Genomic DNA, 15,902 nt, shown 5'->3' with positions numbered 1-15,902 from the left:
CGCTTTATAGTGTCGCCCATGAATAAACGGGCCAGGGGCGCAACGCGCCCGCTCAGCTATCTTTCCGCCGCGCTGCTGGCCCTGGCCAGCAGTTCGGCGCTCGCCCTGGGCTTGGGCGACATCCGTGTCCTGTCCAAGCCGGGCCAGCCCTTGCTGGCCGAGATCCCGGTGGTCTCGGCCGACCCGTCCGAGCTGGAAAACCTGCGGGTGGCGCTGGCTTCGCCGGTCACCTTCGAGCGCGTCGGCCTGCAACGGCCGACCGGGCTGGTCAGCGAACTGCAGTTCGAACTGACCCGCAACGCGCAGGGCAGGGCGGTGGTGCGGGTGACCTCGCAGGCGCCGGTCGAGACGCCGTCGCTGAGCTTCCTGATCGAGGCCGACTGGGGCCAGGGCCGGCTGGTCCGCGAGTACTCGGCGCTGGTCGATGCACCCTCCAGCGCGCTGGCCGTGGCCGAGCCGGAGATCGTCGCACCGGCCGGCACCCTGTCCAATACCATCACCCGCGAGCCGGCAACGGCACCGGCACCGGTGGCAGAGGCGGCCGGTGCGCCGCCGTCCGCGCCTGCGCCCACGCCGGCACCGGCACGACCGCGTGCGGCGCCCGCGCCGGTTGCGGCCGCTCCGGCCGATGGCAGTGTCACCGTACAGCGCGGCCAGACGTTGTCGCAGATCGCCAGCGCGGTGGCGCGTGGCAACCAGGTCAGTCGTGATCGCGCGATGATTGCCCTGCTGCGCGCCAATCCCGAAGCCTTCATCCGTGGCAACGTGAACCTGCTCAAGCAGGGCGCAGTGCTGCGCATGCCAGGCAGCGATGCGCTGGCGGCGGTCGATGCTGCCGAAGCAGCTGCACTGGTGCGCGAGCATGCGGCGCAATGGCGGCAGGCACGTACCGTGCCGCAGCCAGCAGGTACGGTCGCAGCGGTGGCCAAGGCAGAAACCGCGAACGCCACGTCCCCGTCGGCGGCCAGCGGCGCACGGCTTGAAATCGCCCCGGCGCTGGCGTCCGACGCCGCGAACGCGGGCACAACCACCGGCACCGCTGCCGGCAGCGAGGGTGACATGATGGGCAACGAGCAACTGCGCCAGGCGCGTGAGGACATCGCTACCCGCGATGCCGAGATCGGCGAGCTGAAGCAGCGCGTGGCCGATCTGGAGAAGCTGAAGGAACAGCAGCAGTCGCTGATCGCGATGAAGGACAACGACCTGGCTGCCGCGCAGCAGCGTCTGGCCCAGGCGCCGGGCAGCCGCGACGCGGCAACGCCGTGGTACTGGCTGGGCCTGCCCGTGCTGTTGCTCGCCGCGGCGGCGGCCTGGCTGCTGCGCCGGCGCAAGCCGTCGCCGTTGCCGCCGCTGCGCGAAGAAGGCGATGCCACTGGCCTGGCTGCGACGGTGCCGGCGGGTGCGGCGCTGGATACGCTGGCCGAGCAGTCCTCGTGGTCGTCGGTGGTGGACGACGGTGGCCGCCAGGAGCCCGCCATGCCGGCCTGGGCGACCGCAACCGAGGTGCAGGAGGACGTGGCTGCCGAACCGATCGCCGACGTCGCCGCCCAGGCTGACTGGCAGGCGCAGACGCTGCGCGATGACGAAGTGGTGGAGCTGCCCGAGGCCGTGACCGATCTGCCGCGCTGGGACGAGCCGGTGCCCACGCAGGACATCCCCGTGCCGGATGAGCTGGTCGCGCAGGCGGTCCCTGACGAGATCGCGGTGCCCGACTATGCGCTGCATGCCGAGCAGCAGCCGCAGTTCCGTGGCGTGTTCGATCTGCCGGCCGAAGCGCATGAGAGTCCGGCGCAGGCCGATGCTCCACACCACGAAGACACCCCGTCGACTGCGGCTGTAGCCGACGGCGACGCAGGTTGGGCGCCGCGTGCCGGCCAGGAGCGGCTGGAACTGGCCATCGCCTATCTGGATCTGGGCGATGCGCAGACCGCGCGTACCCTGCTGCTGGAAGTCGCCGAGGGCGGCGATCTGCATAGCCAGGCACAGGCCCGCGAGCTGCTGGCGCGCCTGCCGTGACCGAACCCGCCGACAAGGACCGTGCCATGAGCCGCGAGCGCCGCATCGACTACGTTGAATTCGCCTCCGCTGATCCGGTGGCCACCCGTGCCTTCTTCGAGAAGGTGTTCGGCTGGTCGTTCGTCGACTATGGCAGCGACTACACCGCCTTCGACGATGGTCGCCTGCAGGGCGGCTTCTTCCGCGGTCAGCCGCAACGGGCCAGTGACAGCGGCGCACCGCTGCTGGTGCTGTATGCCGACCACCTGGCCCCGGTCGAGGCGGCGGTGCGTGATGCCGGCGGCGAGATCGTGCGCCCGGTGTTTTCCTTCCCCGGGGGCAGCCGCTTCCAGTTCGTCGAGCCCGGTGGCAACGAACTGGCGGTGTGGTCCGAACGCGACCCGGCGTGAGCGCCGCCCCACACGCAGCATCGAGGTAGCACATGCGTTACGCGCTTGGCGTCGAGTACGACGGCAGCGATTTCAGGGGCTGGCAGAACCTGGGCGAGGGTGGTCCCAGCGTGCAGGCCAGCCTTGAACTGGCCCTGTCGTCGGTCGCCGATGCGCCGTTGCAGGTGGTCTGCGCCGGTCGCACCGATGCCGGCGTGCACGGCCAGTGCCAGGTCGTGCATTTCGACACCGACGTGGTGCGCGATCCGCGCGCCTGGATGCTCGGCACCACCACCCGCCTGCCGCGCTCGATCGCGGTGCGCTGGTGCGTGCCGGTGGCCGATGATTTCCACGCCCGTTTTTCCGCGCGCGCGCGCCGCTACCGCTATCGGCTGCTCAACCGCGAAGTGCGGCCGGCGCTGGGCCGCCAGACCCTGAGCTGGGAGCGGCGGGCGCTGGACGAGACCCTGATGCATGCCGCCGGCCAGGCGCTGCTTGGCGAGAACGACTTCAGCGCGTTCCGATCGGTGCAATGCCAGGCGCTGCATGCGCGGCGCGAACTGCAGTCGCTGCAGGTCAGCCGCCAGGGCGAGGTGATTGAAGTGGCGGTGCAGGGCAATGCATTCCTTCATCACATGGTCCGCAATATCGTCGGATCCTTGATCCTGGTGGGCAGCGGCGAAAAACCGGTGGACTGGATCGCCGAACTGCTGGCCGGGCGCGATCGCACCGTAGCCGGTCCCACCGCACCGCCGCAGGGCCTGGTGTTCCTTGGGCCCCTGTACCCCGACAACTGGCATCTGCCCGCAGAGGTCACGCTATGAGCCGTTCCTACTACCGCACACGCATCAAGTTCTGTGGCATGACCCGCGCCGGCGACGTCCGCCTGGCCGGTGAGCTGGGCGTGGACGCAGTGGGTTTCATCTTTGCCCGCGAGAGCAGCCGCCGGGTCGCCCCGGCCGAAGCGCGCGCGATGCGCCAGGCGATCGCGCCGATGGTCGACGTGGTGGCGCTGTTCCGCAACAACAGCAAGGAAGAAGTGCGCGAGGTGCTGCGCACGGTGCGGCCGACCCTGCTGCAGTTCCATGGCGAGGAAGACGAGAGCTTCTGCCGCAGTTTCAACATGCCGTACCTGAAGGCGATCGCCATGGGCGGGCGCGAAGAGGTCAACGCCCGTACCCTGCAGCTGCGCTATCCCAGCGCCGCCGGCTTCCTGTTCGACAGCCACGCGCCCGGCGGCGGTGGCGGCACGGGTGTCGCATTCGACTGGGGCCGCATCCCGACTGGCCTGCACCGCCCGTTCCTGCTGGCCGGCGGCCTGAACCCGGACAACGTCTATGACGCCGTGCTGGCCACGTTGCCGTGGGGCGTGGATGTCTCCAGCGGCATCGAACTGGAGCCAGGGATCAAGGATGGCTACAAGATGCGCACCTTTGTCGAGGAAGTGCGTCGCGCGGACTGCACCGTTCTGGAGTGATCGGAATCACTGTCTGCATCAGGGAAAGCGGCGGGCTGGCCCAGGTCAGCCCAGCTGCGAGCTGACCCAATCGGCCAGCGCATCCACGCGCGCATCGGCCAGGCCCTCCGGTCGCGCCAGCACCCAGAAGCCGCCGGTGGCGGTAAATCCCCACGGCGCGATCAACCGCCCCGCTGCTAGATCCTCGGCCACCAGCGGCTCGGGCGCGATCGCCGGGCCCAGCCCGGCTACCGCTGCCTCCAGCAGGTAATACAGGTGCTCGAAAGCGGTGCCCAGCTGCAGCTTCGATGCGTCCAGGTCATGTGCCTGCGCCCAGGCCGGCCACGCCTGCGGTCGTGAGCTGGTGTGCAGCAACGTTTCCTGCAGCAATGCCGAGGGCGGGACATGCCGCAGGCGCTGCGCCGCCGGGTGGGAGGGGGCCACCACCACGCCAACGCGTTCCGGCGCCAGTTCGCGCACCTGCCAGCCGCGCGGCCAAGGCCCCTGCGCCAGCAGCAGGACCGCATCCAGCGCGGCCTGGGCCTCGGTGAAGCTGCCGTCCAGTGCCGACCACTGCAGGCGCACGCCGGGCAGGGTGGCCTGCAGCGCGGGCAGTCGCGGGATCATCCAGCGCGCCAGTACGCTGCCGCTGCAGCCCAGCACCAGTGCCGGGGATGCCGTCGGCCGCCGCAGTTCGCGCACGCAGTCTTCAATGCCGGTGAACGCCTCGCTGCATGCCATCTGCAGGCGGGTGCCTGCGGCGGTCAGGCGCAGGCCGCGACCGGCACGCTGGAACAAGGCCATGCCCAGATGGTCCTCCAGCAGCTTCAGCTGCCGGCTGACCGCACCGTGGGTGACATGCAGGTCCTGTGCGGCGCGGCCGACTCCGCCCAGGCGGGCGGTGGCCTCGAACGCGCGCAGCGCGTTGAGCGGCGGGAGCTGGGAGATGCTCATGTGAGATTTCCTGACAATATGCGCCAGATAATATCCATTTTCCGGTCACGACCCGTGCGCTAGAGTATCCACCTGTCTTGAACCACCGGTCGCTTCCATGTCTGCCTCCCCCATTGCCGACTACCACGCCTTCCCGGATGCCCAGGGCCACTTCGGCCGCTACGGTGGCAGTTTCGTTGCCGAAACCCTGGTCGGCCCACTGCAGGAGCTGGCCCAGGCCTATGACCAGGCCCGCCAGGACCCGGCCTTCCAGGCGGCCTACGACAAGGACCTGGCCCATTATGTTGGCCGTCCCAGCCCGATCTACCACGCTCAGCGCCTTAGCGATCACGTTGGGGGCGCGCAGATCCTGCTCAAGCGCGAGGACCTGAACCACACCGGCGCGCACAAGATCAACAACACCATCGGCCAGGCCCTGCTGGCGGCGCGGATGGGCAAGAAGCGCATCATCGCCGAGACCGGCGCCGGCCAGCATGGCGTGGCCAGCGCCACCGTCGCCGCGCGGCTGGGCCTGGAATGCGTGGTGTACATGGGCGCCACCGATATCGAGCGGCAGAAGATCAACGTCTACCGCATGAAGCTGCTCGGCGCGACGGTGGTGCCGGTCACCTCCGGCTCGGCCACCCTGAAGGATGCGCTCAACGAAGCGATGCGCGACTGGGTGACCAACGTGCAGGACACCTTCTACATCATCGGCACCGTCGCCGGTCCGGACCCGTACCCGCGCATGGTGCGCGATTTCAATGCCATTGTCGGGCGCGAAGCACGCGAACAGATGCTGGCCGAGTACGGCTGCCTGCCCGATGCGATCACCGCCTGCGTCGGCGGCGGCAGCAACGCCATCGGCCTGTTCCATGCCTTCCTCAACGATCGCCAGGTCGAGATCGTCGGCGCCGAAGCGGCAGGTGATGGCATCAGCACCGGTCGCCATGCGGCGTCGATCGCCGCCGGTCGCCCGGGTGTGCTGCATGGCAACCGCACCTACGTGTTGTGCGACGACGACGGCCAGATCATCGAAACCCATTCGGTCTCGGCCGGCCTGGATTATCCGGGCGTCGGCCCGGAGCACGCGTTCCTGGCCGATACCGGCCGCGCACGCTACCTCGGCATCACCGATGAAGAGGCCCTGCAGGCGTTCCATCTGCTGGCGCACACCGAAGGCATCCTGCCCGCGCTGGAATCCAGCCACGCGCTGGCGCAGGCGATCAAGCTGGCGCGCGAGCGTCCACGCGACCAGATCGTGCTGTGCAACCTTTCCGGCCGCGGCGACAAGGACGTGCATACCATCGCCGCGCGCGAAGGCCTGGTACTGTGAATTGCATGCTGCGCCATGGCGGGGCGTGGGTGCTGGCGGTCGGCCTGGGCGGTTGCGCGCCGCCCGATCCGCCGGTGCTGGCGCCGGCGCCGGCGTCCCCGGCGGCGATCGCCCCGGCACGCCAGGTTGCCAGCAACGACGATGCTGCAGCACATCGGCCAATCGAAGACGCACCGTTGTCTGGCGCAGACGATGCCGCCGATGAGGACAGTGCGCCGGCGGTGGTTTCGGTGGCCCTGGACCATGCCGGCGAGGTGCTCATCGGCCAACCTTTCAGTGAACTGCAGAGCGAAGGGCAGTGGCACTCGGCCGGGCTGAGCGAGGCGACCTCGGGGCGCTGCGAGTATTACGAGCGCGGCACGCTGCCTGAAGGCGTGGCGATGATGGTGCAGGACGGCGACGTGGTGCGTTTCGACCTGGCCCCCATCGACGATTCGGGCCAGGTGGTGATCCAGCCGGGGCCGTTCGGCCTGCACCTGGACATGCCGCGCGCGCAGGCCCTGCAGCGGCTGCCCAAGGGCGTCTCCGCCCAGCCTTATGGCAATGATGTGGAGGCCGGCGAGACCCTGCTCTGGCAGGACCCCGGTTCCGACCTGGCGATCCGCGTGGAGATCGTCGACGGCACCGTATCCCGAATGTACTGGGGCGCCAGCGGCGCCGTTGACCTGATCGAAGGATGTACCTGACATGTCCGTATCCCGACTTGATGCCTGTTTCCAGCGCCTGCGCGAGCAGCAGCGCAAGGCGTTGATCCCCTTCATCACTGCCGGCGATCCCTCGCTGGAGGCTACCGTGCCGGTCATGCACGCATTGGTCGAGGCCGGCGCCGATGTGATCGAACTGGGCGTTCCGTTCTCCGACCCGATGGCGGACGGACCCACCATCCAGCGCAGCTCCGAGCGCGCGCTGGCGCGCGGTGCCGGCAGCCGCTACGTGCTGCAGGCCGTCGCGCAGTTCCGGGAGCGTGATGCGCAGACCCCGGTGGTGCTGATGGGCTATCTGAATCCGGTGGAGATCCATGGCTACGCTGCGTTCGCCGGCGCCGCGGTGAAGGCCGGCGTGGATGGCGTGTTGCTTGTCGATCTGCCGCCGGAAGAAGCCGGTGACGCACAGCAGGCCTTCGAGGCGGCCGGCCTGGCGCTGGTGCTGCTGGCGTCGCCCACCACCAGCGAAGCGCGCGCCGACAAGCTGCTGGCCCTGGCGCGAGGCTACCTGTACTACGTCAGCTTTGCCGGTGTCACCGGTGCGTCCGAGCGGTTGGACAGTGATGCCGCCAGCGCGCGCCTGCAGGCACTGCGCGAGCGCGCCTCGGTGCCGGTCGTGGCAGGCTTCGGCATCAAGGACGCGGCCAGTGCCGCGGCGATGGCGCGGCAGGCCGACGGCGTGGTGGTGGGCAGCGCACTGGTGGCGGTGCTGGCAGAGGCGGGCTCGGCGGAAGACGCCGCGCAGCGCGCCGGGGCCTTCCTCGCTCCGTTGCGGCAGGCGCTGGACGCGTAGCGGTCGCGCCGGCCACTGGCCGGCATCCTCCTCACCCGCCTGCGTACAGGGGGCTGCCGGCCAGCGGCGGGCACCACCCGGACCTAAACGTACGTCCCAGCATGGTTTTTTCCTGCTGGCCCGGGCACCGCAAGGGGTGCACGGGCGGGGGCAGCGGAGCTAGACTGTCCGCCTTTGCGGCCCCCGGGCCGCCCTGAACGGAAGTGTCCTCCCGCATGAGTTGGCTCAGCAAGTTGATGCCGTCCGGCATCCGCACCGACAACACCCCCAGCAAGAAGCGCAGCGTCCCCGAGGGCCTGTGGGAAAAGTGCAGCAACTGCGGCAGCGCGTTGTACCGTCCGGAGCTGGAAGAGAACCTGGAAGTCTGCCCGAAGTGCGGCCATCACATGGCGATCCGTGCGCGTGCGCGGTTGGCGGCCCTGTTCGACGCCGACAGCACCACCGAGATCGGTGCGCGCCTGGGCCCGACCGACCTGCTCAAGTTCAAGGACCAGAAGAAGTACAGCGAGCGCATCAAGATCGCGCAGAAGAACACTGGCGAGTACGACGCGCTGATCGCCATGCGCGGCCTGCTCAAGGGGCGCGCGCTGGTGGCTTCGTCGTTCGACTTCGCCTTCATGGGCGGCTCGATGGGTTCGGTGGTCGGTGAGCGCTTCGCGCTGGCTGCCGAAACCGCAGTCGAGATCGGCGCCCCTTACGTATGCTTCTCGCAGAGCGGCGGCGCACGCATGCAGGAGGGCCTGTTCTCGCTGATGCAGATGGCCAAGACCTCGGCCGCGCTGGGCAAGCTGCGTGAAGCCGGTCTTCCCTACATCTCGGTACTGACCCATCCGACCACCGGTGGCGTGTCGGCGTCGTTCGCGATGCTGGGCGACATCAACATCGCCGAGCCGCAGGCGCTGATCGGCTTTGCCGGCCCGCGCGTGATCGAGCAGACCGTGCGTGAGAAGCTTCCGGAAGGTTTCCAGCGTTCGGAGTTCCTGCTGGAGCATGGTGCCATCGACCAGATCTGCGACCGCCGCGAAATGCGCGACCGCCTGTCCGACCTGCTGGCGATGCTGGGCCGTCAGCCGGCGCCGGAGGTGGCTTGATGGGAGGCCGCAAGTACTTCGGTACTGACGGCATCCGTGGGCGGGTCGGCCAGGGCGTGATCTCGGCGGACTTCGTGCTGCGCCTGGGCAATGCCCTGGGGCGCGTGCTGGTCGCCCAGCGCGGCCAGGACGGGCGCCGGCCGATCGTGCTGATCGGCAAGGACACCCGCATTTCCGGCTACATGTTTGAAGCGGCACTGGAAGCCGGGCTGGTCGCCGCCGGCGCCGACGTGCAGCTGCTCGGCCCGATGCCGACTCCGGCGGTCGCGTTCCTGACGCGTACCCTGGGCGTGGACGCCGGCATCGTCATCAGTGCTTCGCACAATCCGCACTACGACAACGGCATCAAGTTCTTCTCCGCCCAGGGCGAGAAGCTCGACGACGCCACCGAGCTGGCGCTGGAAGCGGCACTGGATGTTCCGTTCGCCACTGCCGAATCGGAAAAGCTGGGCAAGGCGTCGCGCGCGCGCGAGGCGGTCGGCCGCTACATCGAATTCTGCAAGGCCAGCGTGCCGCGCGCCTTCGACCTGCGCGGCCTGCGCCTGGTGCTGGATTGCGCGCACGGCGCCACCTACCAGATCGCACCGCTGTTGTTCCGTGAGCTGGGGGCCGAGGTGATCGGCATCGGCGCCGAACCCAACGGCATCAACATCAACGCCGGGGTCGGCTCCACCCATATCGACAACCTGGCGGCCAAGGTCCGCGAGACCCGCGCCGATCTCGGCATCGCCTTCGATGGTGACGGTGACCGCGTGCTGATGGCCGACGACCAGGGCAATCCGGTTGACGGCGATGACCTGCTGTACATCCTGGCGCGCGCGTGGAAGGCCGAAGGTCGCCTGCATGGCCCGGTGGTCGGTACGCTGATGAGCAACTACGGCGTGGAGAAGGCCTTCGCCGACCTGCAGATTCCGTTCGTGCGCAGCAACGTCGGTGACCGTTACGTGCACCAGGCGCTGATTGAAGGCGGTGGCGTGCTGGGCGGTGAAGCCTCCGGCCACCTGCTGTGCCTGGACCGGGCAACCACTGGCGATGGCATCATCAGCGCCCTGCAGGTGCTGGTGGCGCTGCGCAGCAGCGGGCAGACCCTGCGCCAGGCGCTGAAGGGGCTGGTGCGGGTACCGCAGAAGACGGTCAACGTGCGGCTGGGCAATGTCTCGGCCAAGGCCACGGTGCAGGCTGACAGCGTGCAGGCCGCACTGGTCGTCGCGCAGCAGTCGGTGGCTGGTCGTGGTCGTGCGTTCCTGCGCCCGTCCGGTACCGAGCCGGTGGTGCGGGTCACGGTGGAAGCCGATGACGCAGCGCTGATGCAGGAGACGCTGGACCGCCTGTCAGCTGCGGTCCGTGAAGCCGCTGCCTGAGTCCGGCGGCCGTACAACCTGACACCACGACATGGCCGCCTTTGCGGCCATGTCGTTTTCCAGCGAGGGTGACTGAACCGATCGCGACCGGCGATCACGTTCAGCTGTGGCTGTGCGCTTTGTGACATGGCGTGAACGATACGCGGCGTATTCCCGGGATCAGGATCTCGTGCCTGCATGCATGCAGGCGCCGCGCAGGCCGGGACCCGGTCGGAGCCGTTCGTGCTCCATCCTTTCACTGTTGTTGCAAGGACCATGACCATGAACACTTCATTGCGCTGCGGCCGCTGCCTGCTGGCAGGTGCGCTGCTGGTGCTGCCGTTGCTGGGTGGCGTCTCCATTGCGAGCGCCGAACGTCGTCCCGAAGGTGGGCCGCACATGTCCGCCCCGCGCGAGGAGCCGATGCGCGCGCCGTGGGGCTACCCAAGGATGGAACGCCCGCGCGAGCTGGGCAATGCACGGCCGGCGTTCCGCGAGGAGTACCGGCACAATTTCCGCGCCGACCATGCCTTCCGCATCGGGCCCTACCATCCACCGGTGGGTTATGCGTACCAGCGCTGGCACTACGGCCAGTACCTGCCGCGTCCGTACTGGATCGGCGACTACATCCTCAACGACTTCTGGCTGTTCGGCCTGGACATGCCGCCGATGGGCTACGAATGGGTGCGCTACGGCCCGGATGCGCTGCTGATCAACACCGGCAACGGCGAGATCGTGCAAGCCGTGTACGGGCGCTTCTTCTGAGGCCGACACAGGCCTCCCGCGCCGCAGCGGGCGGGGGAGGCCCTTGCGCTCAGGGCCCCGGCACCATCTTCTTCTGGCGCGCCTTGAAGCCATTGAACAGCGGTGCGATCAGCGGGTTGTAGCTCTGCGCGATGCGCTTGCGCAGCCAGCTGGCCGGGCGGTTGCGGATCGCAAACCGGTAGATGCGCTCCGGATCACCGCCCACCACGTTGCGGCCGAACGGGTGGGTGGTGTGCAGGTAACGGAAACCCTGCTCGCGTGCCACTTCAATGTGGTCCTGGTCGAAATCGCCGTAGGGCCAACACAGCGTGTCGGATACTTCGCCCAGCTTTTCCTGCAGCACGTCGCGCGAGATCGCCAGGTCGTGGCTCAGGCCGGCGCGGCGCTGTGCACGGTCCAGGTCGTCGCGGCGCAACCAACGGGTATGGGTGTGGGTGTGGCAGTGCACTTCGAAGGTGCCGGCGGCGATGGCGGCCCGCGCTTCGCTCCAGCGCATCATCACATCATCGCTGCGGTTCTGTTCGTAGATCGCCGCTTCGCAGCCACGATGGTCCGGAGTGGCGGGCAGCGACGCTCCGGCGATGCCGGCGTGCGGCCGCTCCGGGCCTTCGCCCATCCAGCCGGTGACCACGAACACCACCGCGTGCATGCCGTACTTCTGCAGGATCGGGTGCGCGTAGACCCAGTTGTCCAGGTAGCCATCGTCGAAGGTGATCACGATCGACTTGCGTGGCACCGGCTTGCCAGCCAGGAAACCGGCGTACTGGTCCAGCGTCAGCGAGGTCCAGCCGTTGCCGGCCAGCCAGGCGATCTGGCTCTCGAAATTCTCCGGCGACACGGTGATCATGCCCGGCGATGGGCTCACGTGGTGGTGCATCAGCACCGGTACGGTTCGGGCATCAGCCATGTCCCAGCTCCTTCAGCCACTGGTGGTAATAGTGTTCGGTGGTTTCGCCGTGGCCATCCGGGGTGAAACGGTGCGCGCTGCGCATCCAGTCCCACCCGGCGCGGCCCATCTGCCGTCGCCGTTCCGGATCGTCCACCAGCAGGCGCAGGGCGCCGGTCAGGGCTGCATTGTCGCCCAGCCGGGTGAGGATGGCATTGCTGCCGTCGACCACCATCTCCGGTACGCCACCGACGCGGGTGGCCACGATCGGTACGCCGACGTAGGCCGCTTCCAGGAACACGGTACCGGCGGCCTCCTTGTGCGAGGCCAGCGCGAAGATGTCGAACCCGGCCATCAGCCGGCAGGCCCCATCGCGGTAGCCGAGCAGATGCACCTGCGCCTGCAGCCCGTGCGCATCGCGCATCGCCTGCAGTCGATCCATCACCGGCTGGCCGTCACCCACCACCACCAGATGCACGTTCGGGTTGGCCTTGCACAGCGGCACCATCGCCTGCAGCAGGTCGGCGTGGCCCTTGGGCTCGCGGAGCACCGCCACGCATCCCACCACCACGTCCTGTTCGCCGAAGCCCAGCTCGGCGCGGACTTCGGCGCGCACTTCCTGCAGTCGCTGCCACGGATTCTCCAGGCGCATGTCGCTCCAGCGCGGCGGCACCGCGATCGGCGGCACGATACCGATGTGCTCGGCTGGAATGCCGCGGTCGGCCAGCAGCTGCTTGACGAAGCTGCTCACGGTCAGCACCCGGTGCGGGAGCCGGGTATAGGTCAGCAGTGAATTGACCGGGCTCATCAGGTGGCGCGAGCGCACCACCAGCGGGGCTCCGCCCAGGCGCGCACCGGCGGCAGCGATCAGTGCGTCGCGGCGGCTGGTCGTGTTGACCACGTCGTAGCGCTCGCGGCGTACCAGCCGCGACACCGACCAGATGCCGCGCAGCAACCGGGCCAGGCCGCCCATGCGCAGGGTGTGCACGGTGAAGCCATCATCGCGTGCCAGGGTGGCCAGCCGCGCATCGGGCTGGCACAGCAGCGACACCGCGTGGCCGCGTGCGCGCATCACCTGCATGTGGCGGAAGATGTAGATCTCCTGCCCGCCCATGCCTTTGGCGGCTTCGGTGTGCAGGATGCGCAGCGGACGGTTCATGCGGGTCGGTCCTTGAGGCTCAGCGGTTGCGGAAGCGGGTCAGCGCTTCCCATGCAGTGCGGACAGCGCCCGCATCGGGGGTCTGCTGTGGCAGCGGGCGGTAATGCAGGTCCAGCGCGGTCGCATTGCCGAACTTGTCGAACACGTAGATGGCATCGCCATCGCGCACCGCGCGCTGCGACCAGCTTTCGACCACCAGCGCGCGCCTGCCCTGCGGCTCGGCCAGCAGGTCGTGGCCGGTGCTGTAATCGGTCAATGCGTTCTCGCAGCCCAATGCATGGCGCATCAGGGTCGGTACCCAGTCCTCGTGCGAACTGGTGCGTGATTCACGGCCGCTGGCCTGGCCCGGCCAATGCAGTACGAAGGGCACCTGCAACTGGTAGTCGGAGAAGTTGCCGTTGTGACCCCAGTAGTTCAGCTTGAGGTCGTTGAATTCCTCGGCATGGTCGCCGGTGACCAGCACGATGGTGTCTTCGGCCAGGCCTTGTGCGCGCAGATCGTCGAGCAGCGTGCCGATCAGGCTGTCGGCATAGTGCACGGCGGTGCGGTAGCGGTTGAGTTCCGGCGTCGGGTCATGCTCCGGGCCGAATTTGAGGAAGTCGATGTCCGCAGCCATGGGCGTCGCCACCGGCGGGTAGCCGTCGGGCATGTGGTAGGGCGCGTGGGTGGAATCGAGGAACACGAAGCCGAACCACGGGCGCTGCGCGGCCTGGCTGGCGCGGATGTCCTGCTGCAGTGCGCTGATGATCGCGCGGTCGCGGCCGTCGGACTTCAGTGCCGATGGGCCCTGGTGCAGCTGGTCGCGCACATCGGCGAACACGGTGCGGTCGAATTCCGGGCTGTACAGCGGCGCACTGCCGTACAGGTGCAGGTCGTAACCCTGCTGGCCCAGCACCTGGAACAGCTGCGAGCCACGCTGTTCGTCAAGCATGCTCGGCCAATAACCGCCGGGCAGGCCGTAGAGCAGCCCGAACAGGCCGTAGCGGGTGGCATTGCCGGTGCTGAAGTGGTGGTCGAACACGCGCGCGTCCTGCGCCAGCGCCGACGTGTTGGGCATCAGCTGCGGCGTCAGCACATCGCGGCGCAGCGATTCCAGTACCACCATCAGCACGTTGGGGCGATGTGGGCTCTGGCAGCGCAGCGGTTGCAACGGGTACAGCAGCTGCGCATGGCGCGGGTCGGGCAGGCCTGCCTGCTGCTGGCTGACCACGCCCAGGCGCCGCATGAAGCTCTTGGCCGTGATCGGCTGTGCCCACGGCAGATAGTTCCACTGCGCGATCACATCGCGGTCGCCGCGGGCGTCGTAGTAGGCCGTGGCGACCTGGCCACCGCCCATCAGCAGCGCCACCACCGCCCAGGCCTGCAGCACTCTGCGCCGGCGTGGCGCGGCCGGCAGCAGTTTCCAGCACGCCCAGGCCAGCAGGCCCTCGGCGGTGAACACCGCGGCAGCCAGCAGCGCGACCTGCAGCCAGGTCTTCCAGGACAGGGCAACCTGGTCCTGCAGGGCGCCGCCGAACACCATGTTCACGACCATGGCATTGAGGTGGAAGCGGTACAGGGTGAAGACCTTGGCGTCGACCAGCAGCAGGCACAGCCACAGGCCCTGCAGCAGTACGGCGCTGATGCTCAGCGTACGCGCACTGCGCGGCCACAGGCCCAGCAGCAATGGCAGCAGGCCGGCCAGCGCGCCGAAGGCGAGCAGGTGGCCGGGCAGGGCGACCGCCAGATAGGCCAGGCCGGCGCCGCCGCCCGGATTGTCACGCAGCGGTACATTGCCCAGCGCGATCGCGGCGGCCAGCACGGCATTGCCGGCGACGAACAGCGACCACCACGCCAGCCGGCGCCAACGCCGGGCGGAACCTTCTATGGCGGGGGCGGCAGAGGCAGCTGCGGGCATGGCGGGGCAGGTTCAGGGCGCGCGGGAGAGGGACGGGGCCCACGTGACGGAAGCGTTACTCCGCGCGCGGGTCGCGCATTGTATCGGTTTGTTTCCTTGTATCGAGTGGCGTCCCCCGGGCGATCTGTCACAATGTTCAGGCGGGCCATGAATGCGTTGGCCCCCTCAGACCCAACGACAAGCCAGGAACCGCTGTGAGCCAGATCCCCACCCTCGACATCACCCGTTTCGACAGCGACCGCGAGGCCTTCGTGGCCGAGCTGGGCGCGGCCTACCGCCAATGGGGATTCGCGGGCATCCGCAACCACGGCATCCCGCAGGCCGACATCGACGCGGCCTACGATGCCTTCAAGGCCTTCTTCGCCCTGCCGGACGAGGTCAAGCGCAAGTACCACGTGGCCGGCAGCGGTGGCGCCCGCGGCTACACCCCGTTCGGTGTGGAGACCGCCAAGGGCTCGAAGCATTTCGACCTGAAGGAGTTCTGGCACATCGGCCGTGAAATCGCCGACGATTCCAAGTACCGGGACGTGATGGCGCCGAACCTGTGGCCGACCGAGGTCGAGGGTTTCCGTGAGCGCGGTTACGGTCTGTATCAGGCGCTGGACAACCTGGGTTCGCGCGTGCTGTCGGCGCTGGCCCTGCACATCGGCCTGCCGGAGGACTTCTTCGCCGACAAGACCAACTTCGGCAACTCGATCCTGCGTCCGATCCATTACCCGCCGATCACCACCGACGACATCCCGAACGTGCGCGCCGGCGCCCACGGCGACATCAACTTCATCACCCTGCTGGTCGGCGCCAGCGCCGCCGGCCTGGAAGTGCAGTCACACGAAGGCGAGTGGGTGCCGTTTACGTCAGACGCGGACACCATCGTGGTCAACATCGGCGACATGCTGCAGCGCCTGACCAACCATGTGTATCCGTCCACCATCCACCGCGTGGTCAATCCCCCGGGTGAGCTGGCGCGCCAGCCGCGCTACTCGGTGCCGTTCTTCCTGCACCCGAATCCGGACTTCCTGATCGACGTGCTGCCCTCGTGCATCACCCCGGAGAACCCGAGCCGGTACCCGGAGGCGATCACCGCCCCGCTGCGCTTCGGCGCTGCGGGCGGTGCGCTGGCGGTTACCCGCAAGGGCGCGGTCGCCGCGCTGCCCTCGC

General features: G+C 68.6%; 15 protein-coding genes. 11 read left to right on the top strand and 4 right to left on the bottom strand.

Going from position 1 to position 15,902, the window contains the following annotated elements; genetic code table 11:
- Positions 1-18: 18 nt before the first annotated feature.
- Genes O0J73_RS16920 through O0J73_RS16905 form a run of 4 tightly spaced genes read left to right on the top strand, consistent with a single transcriptional unit; the run spans position 19 to position 3,861 of the window.
- Positions 19-2,016 carry a FimV/HubP family polar landmark protein gene (locus tag O0J73_RS16920; RefSeq protein WP_308309192.1) on the top strand — a complete coding sequence of 666 codons (1,998 nt, stop codon included), beginning with the start codon at positions 19-21 and terminating at the stop codon, positions 2,014-2,016.
- Between the two features lie 26 nt (positions 2,017-2,042).
- Positions 2,043-2,405 (top strand): VOC family protein, encoded by a 363-nt coding sequence (locus tag O0J73_RS16915; protein WP_049458815.1) that lies wholly within the window; start codon positions 2,043-2,045, stop codon positions 2,403-2,405.
- Positions 2,406-2,437: 32 nt separating this feature from the next.
- On the top strand, positions 2,438-3,208 hold the full coding sequence (gene truA / locus O0J73_RS16910; protein ID WP_006458878.1) for a tRNA pseudouridine(38-40) synthase TruA: 771 nt from the start codon (positions 2,438-2,440) through the stop codon (positions 3,206-3,208).
- Positions 3,205-3,861, top strand: a complete 657-nt coding sequence (locus tag O0J73_RS16905) for a phosphoribosylanthranilate isomerase (RefSeq protein WP_006458876.1) — start codon at positions 3,205-3,207, stop codon at positions 3,859-3,861. The genes truA and O0J73_RS16905 overlap by 4 nt, the downstream gene beginning before the upstream one ends.
- A 45-nt stretch (positions 3,862-3,906) precedes the next feature.
- Here the strand turns inward: O0J73_RS16905 and O0J73_RS16900 are convergent, their stop codons facing one another.
- Positions 3,907-4,794, bottom strand: coding sequence for a LysR family transcriptional regulator (locus tag O0J73_RS16900; protein ID WP_197564519.1), 888 nt, complete (start codon positions 4,792-4,794; stop codon positions 3,907-3,909).
- Between the two features lie 97 nt (positions 4,795-4,891).
- Between O0J73_RS16900 and trpB the strand changes: the two genes are divergently transcribed.
- From trpB to O0J73_RS16870, 6 genes are all read left to right on the top strand, one after another.
- Positions 4,892-6,109 (top strand): tryptophan synthase subunit beta, encoded by a 1,218-nt coding sequence (trpB, locus tag O0J73_RS16895; protein WP_006458839.1) that lies wholly within the window; start codon positions 4,892-4,894, stop codon positions 6,107-6,109.
- A complete protein-coding gene (locus tag O0J73_RS16890) occupies positions 6,106-6,795 on the top strand; it encodes a hypothetical protein (protein WP_197564518.1) in 690 nt (229 codons plus the stop codon). Before trpB ends, O0J73_RS16890 begins: the two co-directional genes overlap by 4 nt.
- 1 nt (position 6,796) lies before the next feature.
- Complete coding sequence (gene trpA / locus O0J73_RS16885; RefSeq protein WP_197564517.1) at positions 6,797-7,606, top strand: tryptophan synthase subunit alpha; 810 nt, start codon at positions 6,797-6,799, stop codon at positions 7,604-7,606.
- A 215-nt stretch (positions 7,607-7,821) separates the two neighbouring features.
- Positions 7,822-8,697 (top strand): acetyl-CoA carboxylase, carboxyltransferase subunit beta, encoded by an 876-nt coding sequence (gene accD / locus O0J73_RS16880; RefSeq protein WP_005410473.1) that lies wholly within the window; start codon positions 7,822-7,824, stop codon positions 8,695-8,697.
- Positions 8,697-10,058, top strand: coding sequence for a phosphoglucosamine mutase (glmM, locus tag O0J73_RS16875; protein WP_308309190.1), 1,362 nt, complete (start codon positions 8,697-8,699; stop codon positions 10,056-10,058). Before accD ends, glmM begins: the two co-directional genes overlap by 1 nt.
- Positions 10,059-10,319: 261 nt before the next feature.
- Positions 10,320-10,802, top strand: coding sequence for an RcnB family protein (locus O0J73_RS16870; RefSeq protein ID WP_006458805.1), 483 nt, complete (start codon positions 10,320-10,322; stop codon positions 10,800-10,802).
- A 49-nt stretch (positions 10,803-10,851) separates the two neighbouring features.
- On the opposite strand, the gene O0J73_RS16865 is transcribed toward O0J73_RS16870, so the two are convergent.
- Genes O0J73_RS16865 through O0J73_RS16855 form a run of 3 tightly spaced genes read right to left on the bottom strand, consistent with a single transcriptional unit; the run spans position 10,852 to position 14,744 of the window.
- Positions 10,852-11,709 carry a polysaccharide deacetylase family protein gene (locus O0J73_RS16865; protein WP_006458804.1) on the bottom strand — a complete coding sequence of 286 codons (858 nt, stop codon included), beginning with the start codon at positions 11,707-11,709 and terminating at the stop codon, positions 10,852-10,854.
- On the bottom strand, positions 11,702-12,847 hold the full coding sequence (locus O0J73_RS16860; protein WP_308309189.1) for a glycosyltransferase family 4 protein: 1,146 nt from the start codon (positions 12,845-12,847) through the stop codon (positions 11,702-11,704). The genes O0J73_RS16865 and O0J73_RS16860 overlap by 8 nt, the downstream gene beginning before the upstream one ends.
- 19 nt (positions 12,848-12,866) lie before the next feature.
- Positions 12,867-14,744 (bottom strand): sulfatase-like hydrolase/transferase, encoded by a 1,878-nt coding sequence (locus tag O0J73_RS16855; protein ID WP_006458802.1) that lies wholly within the window; start codon positions 14,742-14,744, stop codon positions 12,867-12,869.
- A 194-nt stretch (positions 14,745-14,938) separates the two neighbouring features.
- Here O0J73_RS16855 and O0J73_RS16850 point away from each other — a divergent pair.
- Positions 14,939-15,902: 2-oxoglutarate and iron-dependent oxygenase domain-containing protein (locus O0J73_RS16850; protein WP_308309188.1), on the top strand; the 964-nt coding region annotated here is incomplete at its 3' end.

This window comes from Stenotrophomonas sp. Sm6012 (assembly GCF_030985895.1).
GTDB lineage: Bacteria > Pseudomonadota > Gammaproteobacteria > Xanthomonadales > Xanthomonadaceae > Stenotrophomonas > Stenotrophomonas forensis.
This window is presented reverse-complemented; position numbering and strand designations above follow the sequence as displayed.

Bases quoted from the DNA above. Each gene is read 5' to 3' on its own strand.
- O0J73_RS16920 (WP_308309192.1), top strand. From the start codon at position 19: ATGAATAAACGGGCCAGGGGCGCAACGCGCCCGCTCAGCTATCTTTCC.
- O0J73_RS16915 (WP_049458815.1), top strand. From the start codon at position 2,043: ATGAGCCGCGAGCGCCGCATCGACTACGTTGAATTCGCCTCCGCTGAT.
- truA (WP_006458878.1), top strand. From the start codon at position 2,438: ATGCGTTACGCGCTTGGCGTCGAGTACGACGGCAGCGATTTCAGGGGC.
- O0J73_RS16905 (WP_006458876.1), top strand. From the start codon at position 3,205: ATGAGCCGTTCCTACTACCGCACACGCATCAAGTTCTGTGGCATGACC.
- O0J73_RS16900 (WP_197564519.1), bottom strand. From the start codon at position 4,794: ATGAGCATCTCCCAGCTCCCGCCGCTCAACGCGCTGCGCGCGTTCGAG.
- trpB (WP_006458839.1), top strand. From the start codon at position 4,892: ATGTCTGCCTCCCCCATTGCCGACTACCACGCCTTCCCGGATGCCCAG.
- trpA (WP_197564517.1), top strand. From the start codon at position 6,797: ATGTCCGTATCCCGACTTGATGCCTGTTTCCAGCGCCTGCGCGAGCAG.
- accD (WP_005410473.1), top strand. From the start codon at position 7,822: ATGAGTTGGCTCAGCAAGTTGATGCCGTCCGGCATCCGCACCGACAAC.
- glmM (WP_308309190.1), top strand. From the start codon at position 8,697: ATGGGAGGCCGCAAGTACTTCGGTACTGACGGCATCCGTGGGCGGGTC.
- O0J73_RS16870 (WP_006458805.1), top strand. From the start codon at position 10,320: ATGAACACTTCATTGCGCTGCGGCCGCTGCCTGCTGGCAGGTGCGCTG.
- O0J73_RS16865 (WP_006458804.1), bottom strand. From the start codon at position 11,709: ATGGCTGATGCCCGAACCGTACCGGTGCTGATGCACCACCACGTGAGC.
- O0J73_RS16860 (WP_308309189.1), bottom strand. From the start codon at position 12,847: ATGAACCGTCCGCTGCGCATCCTGCACACCGAAGCCGCCAAAGGCATG.
- O0J73_RS16855 (WP_006458802.1), bottom strand. From the start codon at position 14,744: ATGCCCGCAGCTGCCTCTGCCGCCCCCGCCATAGAAGGTTCCGCCCGG.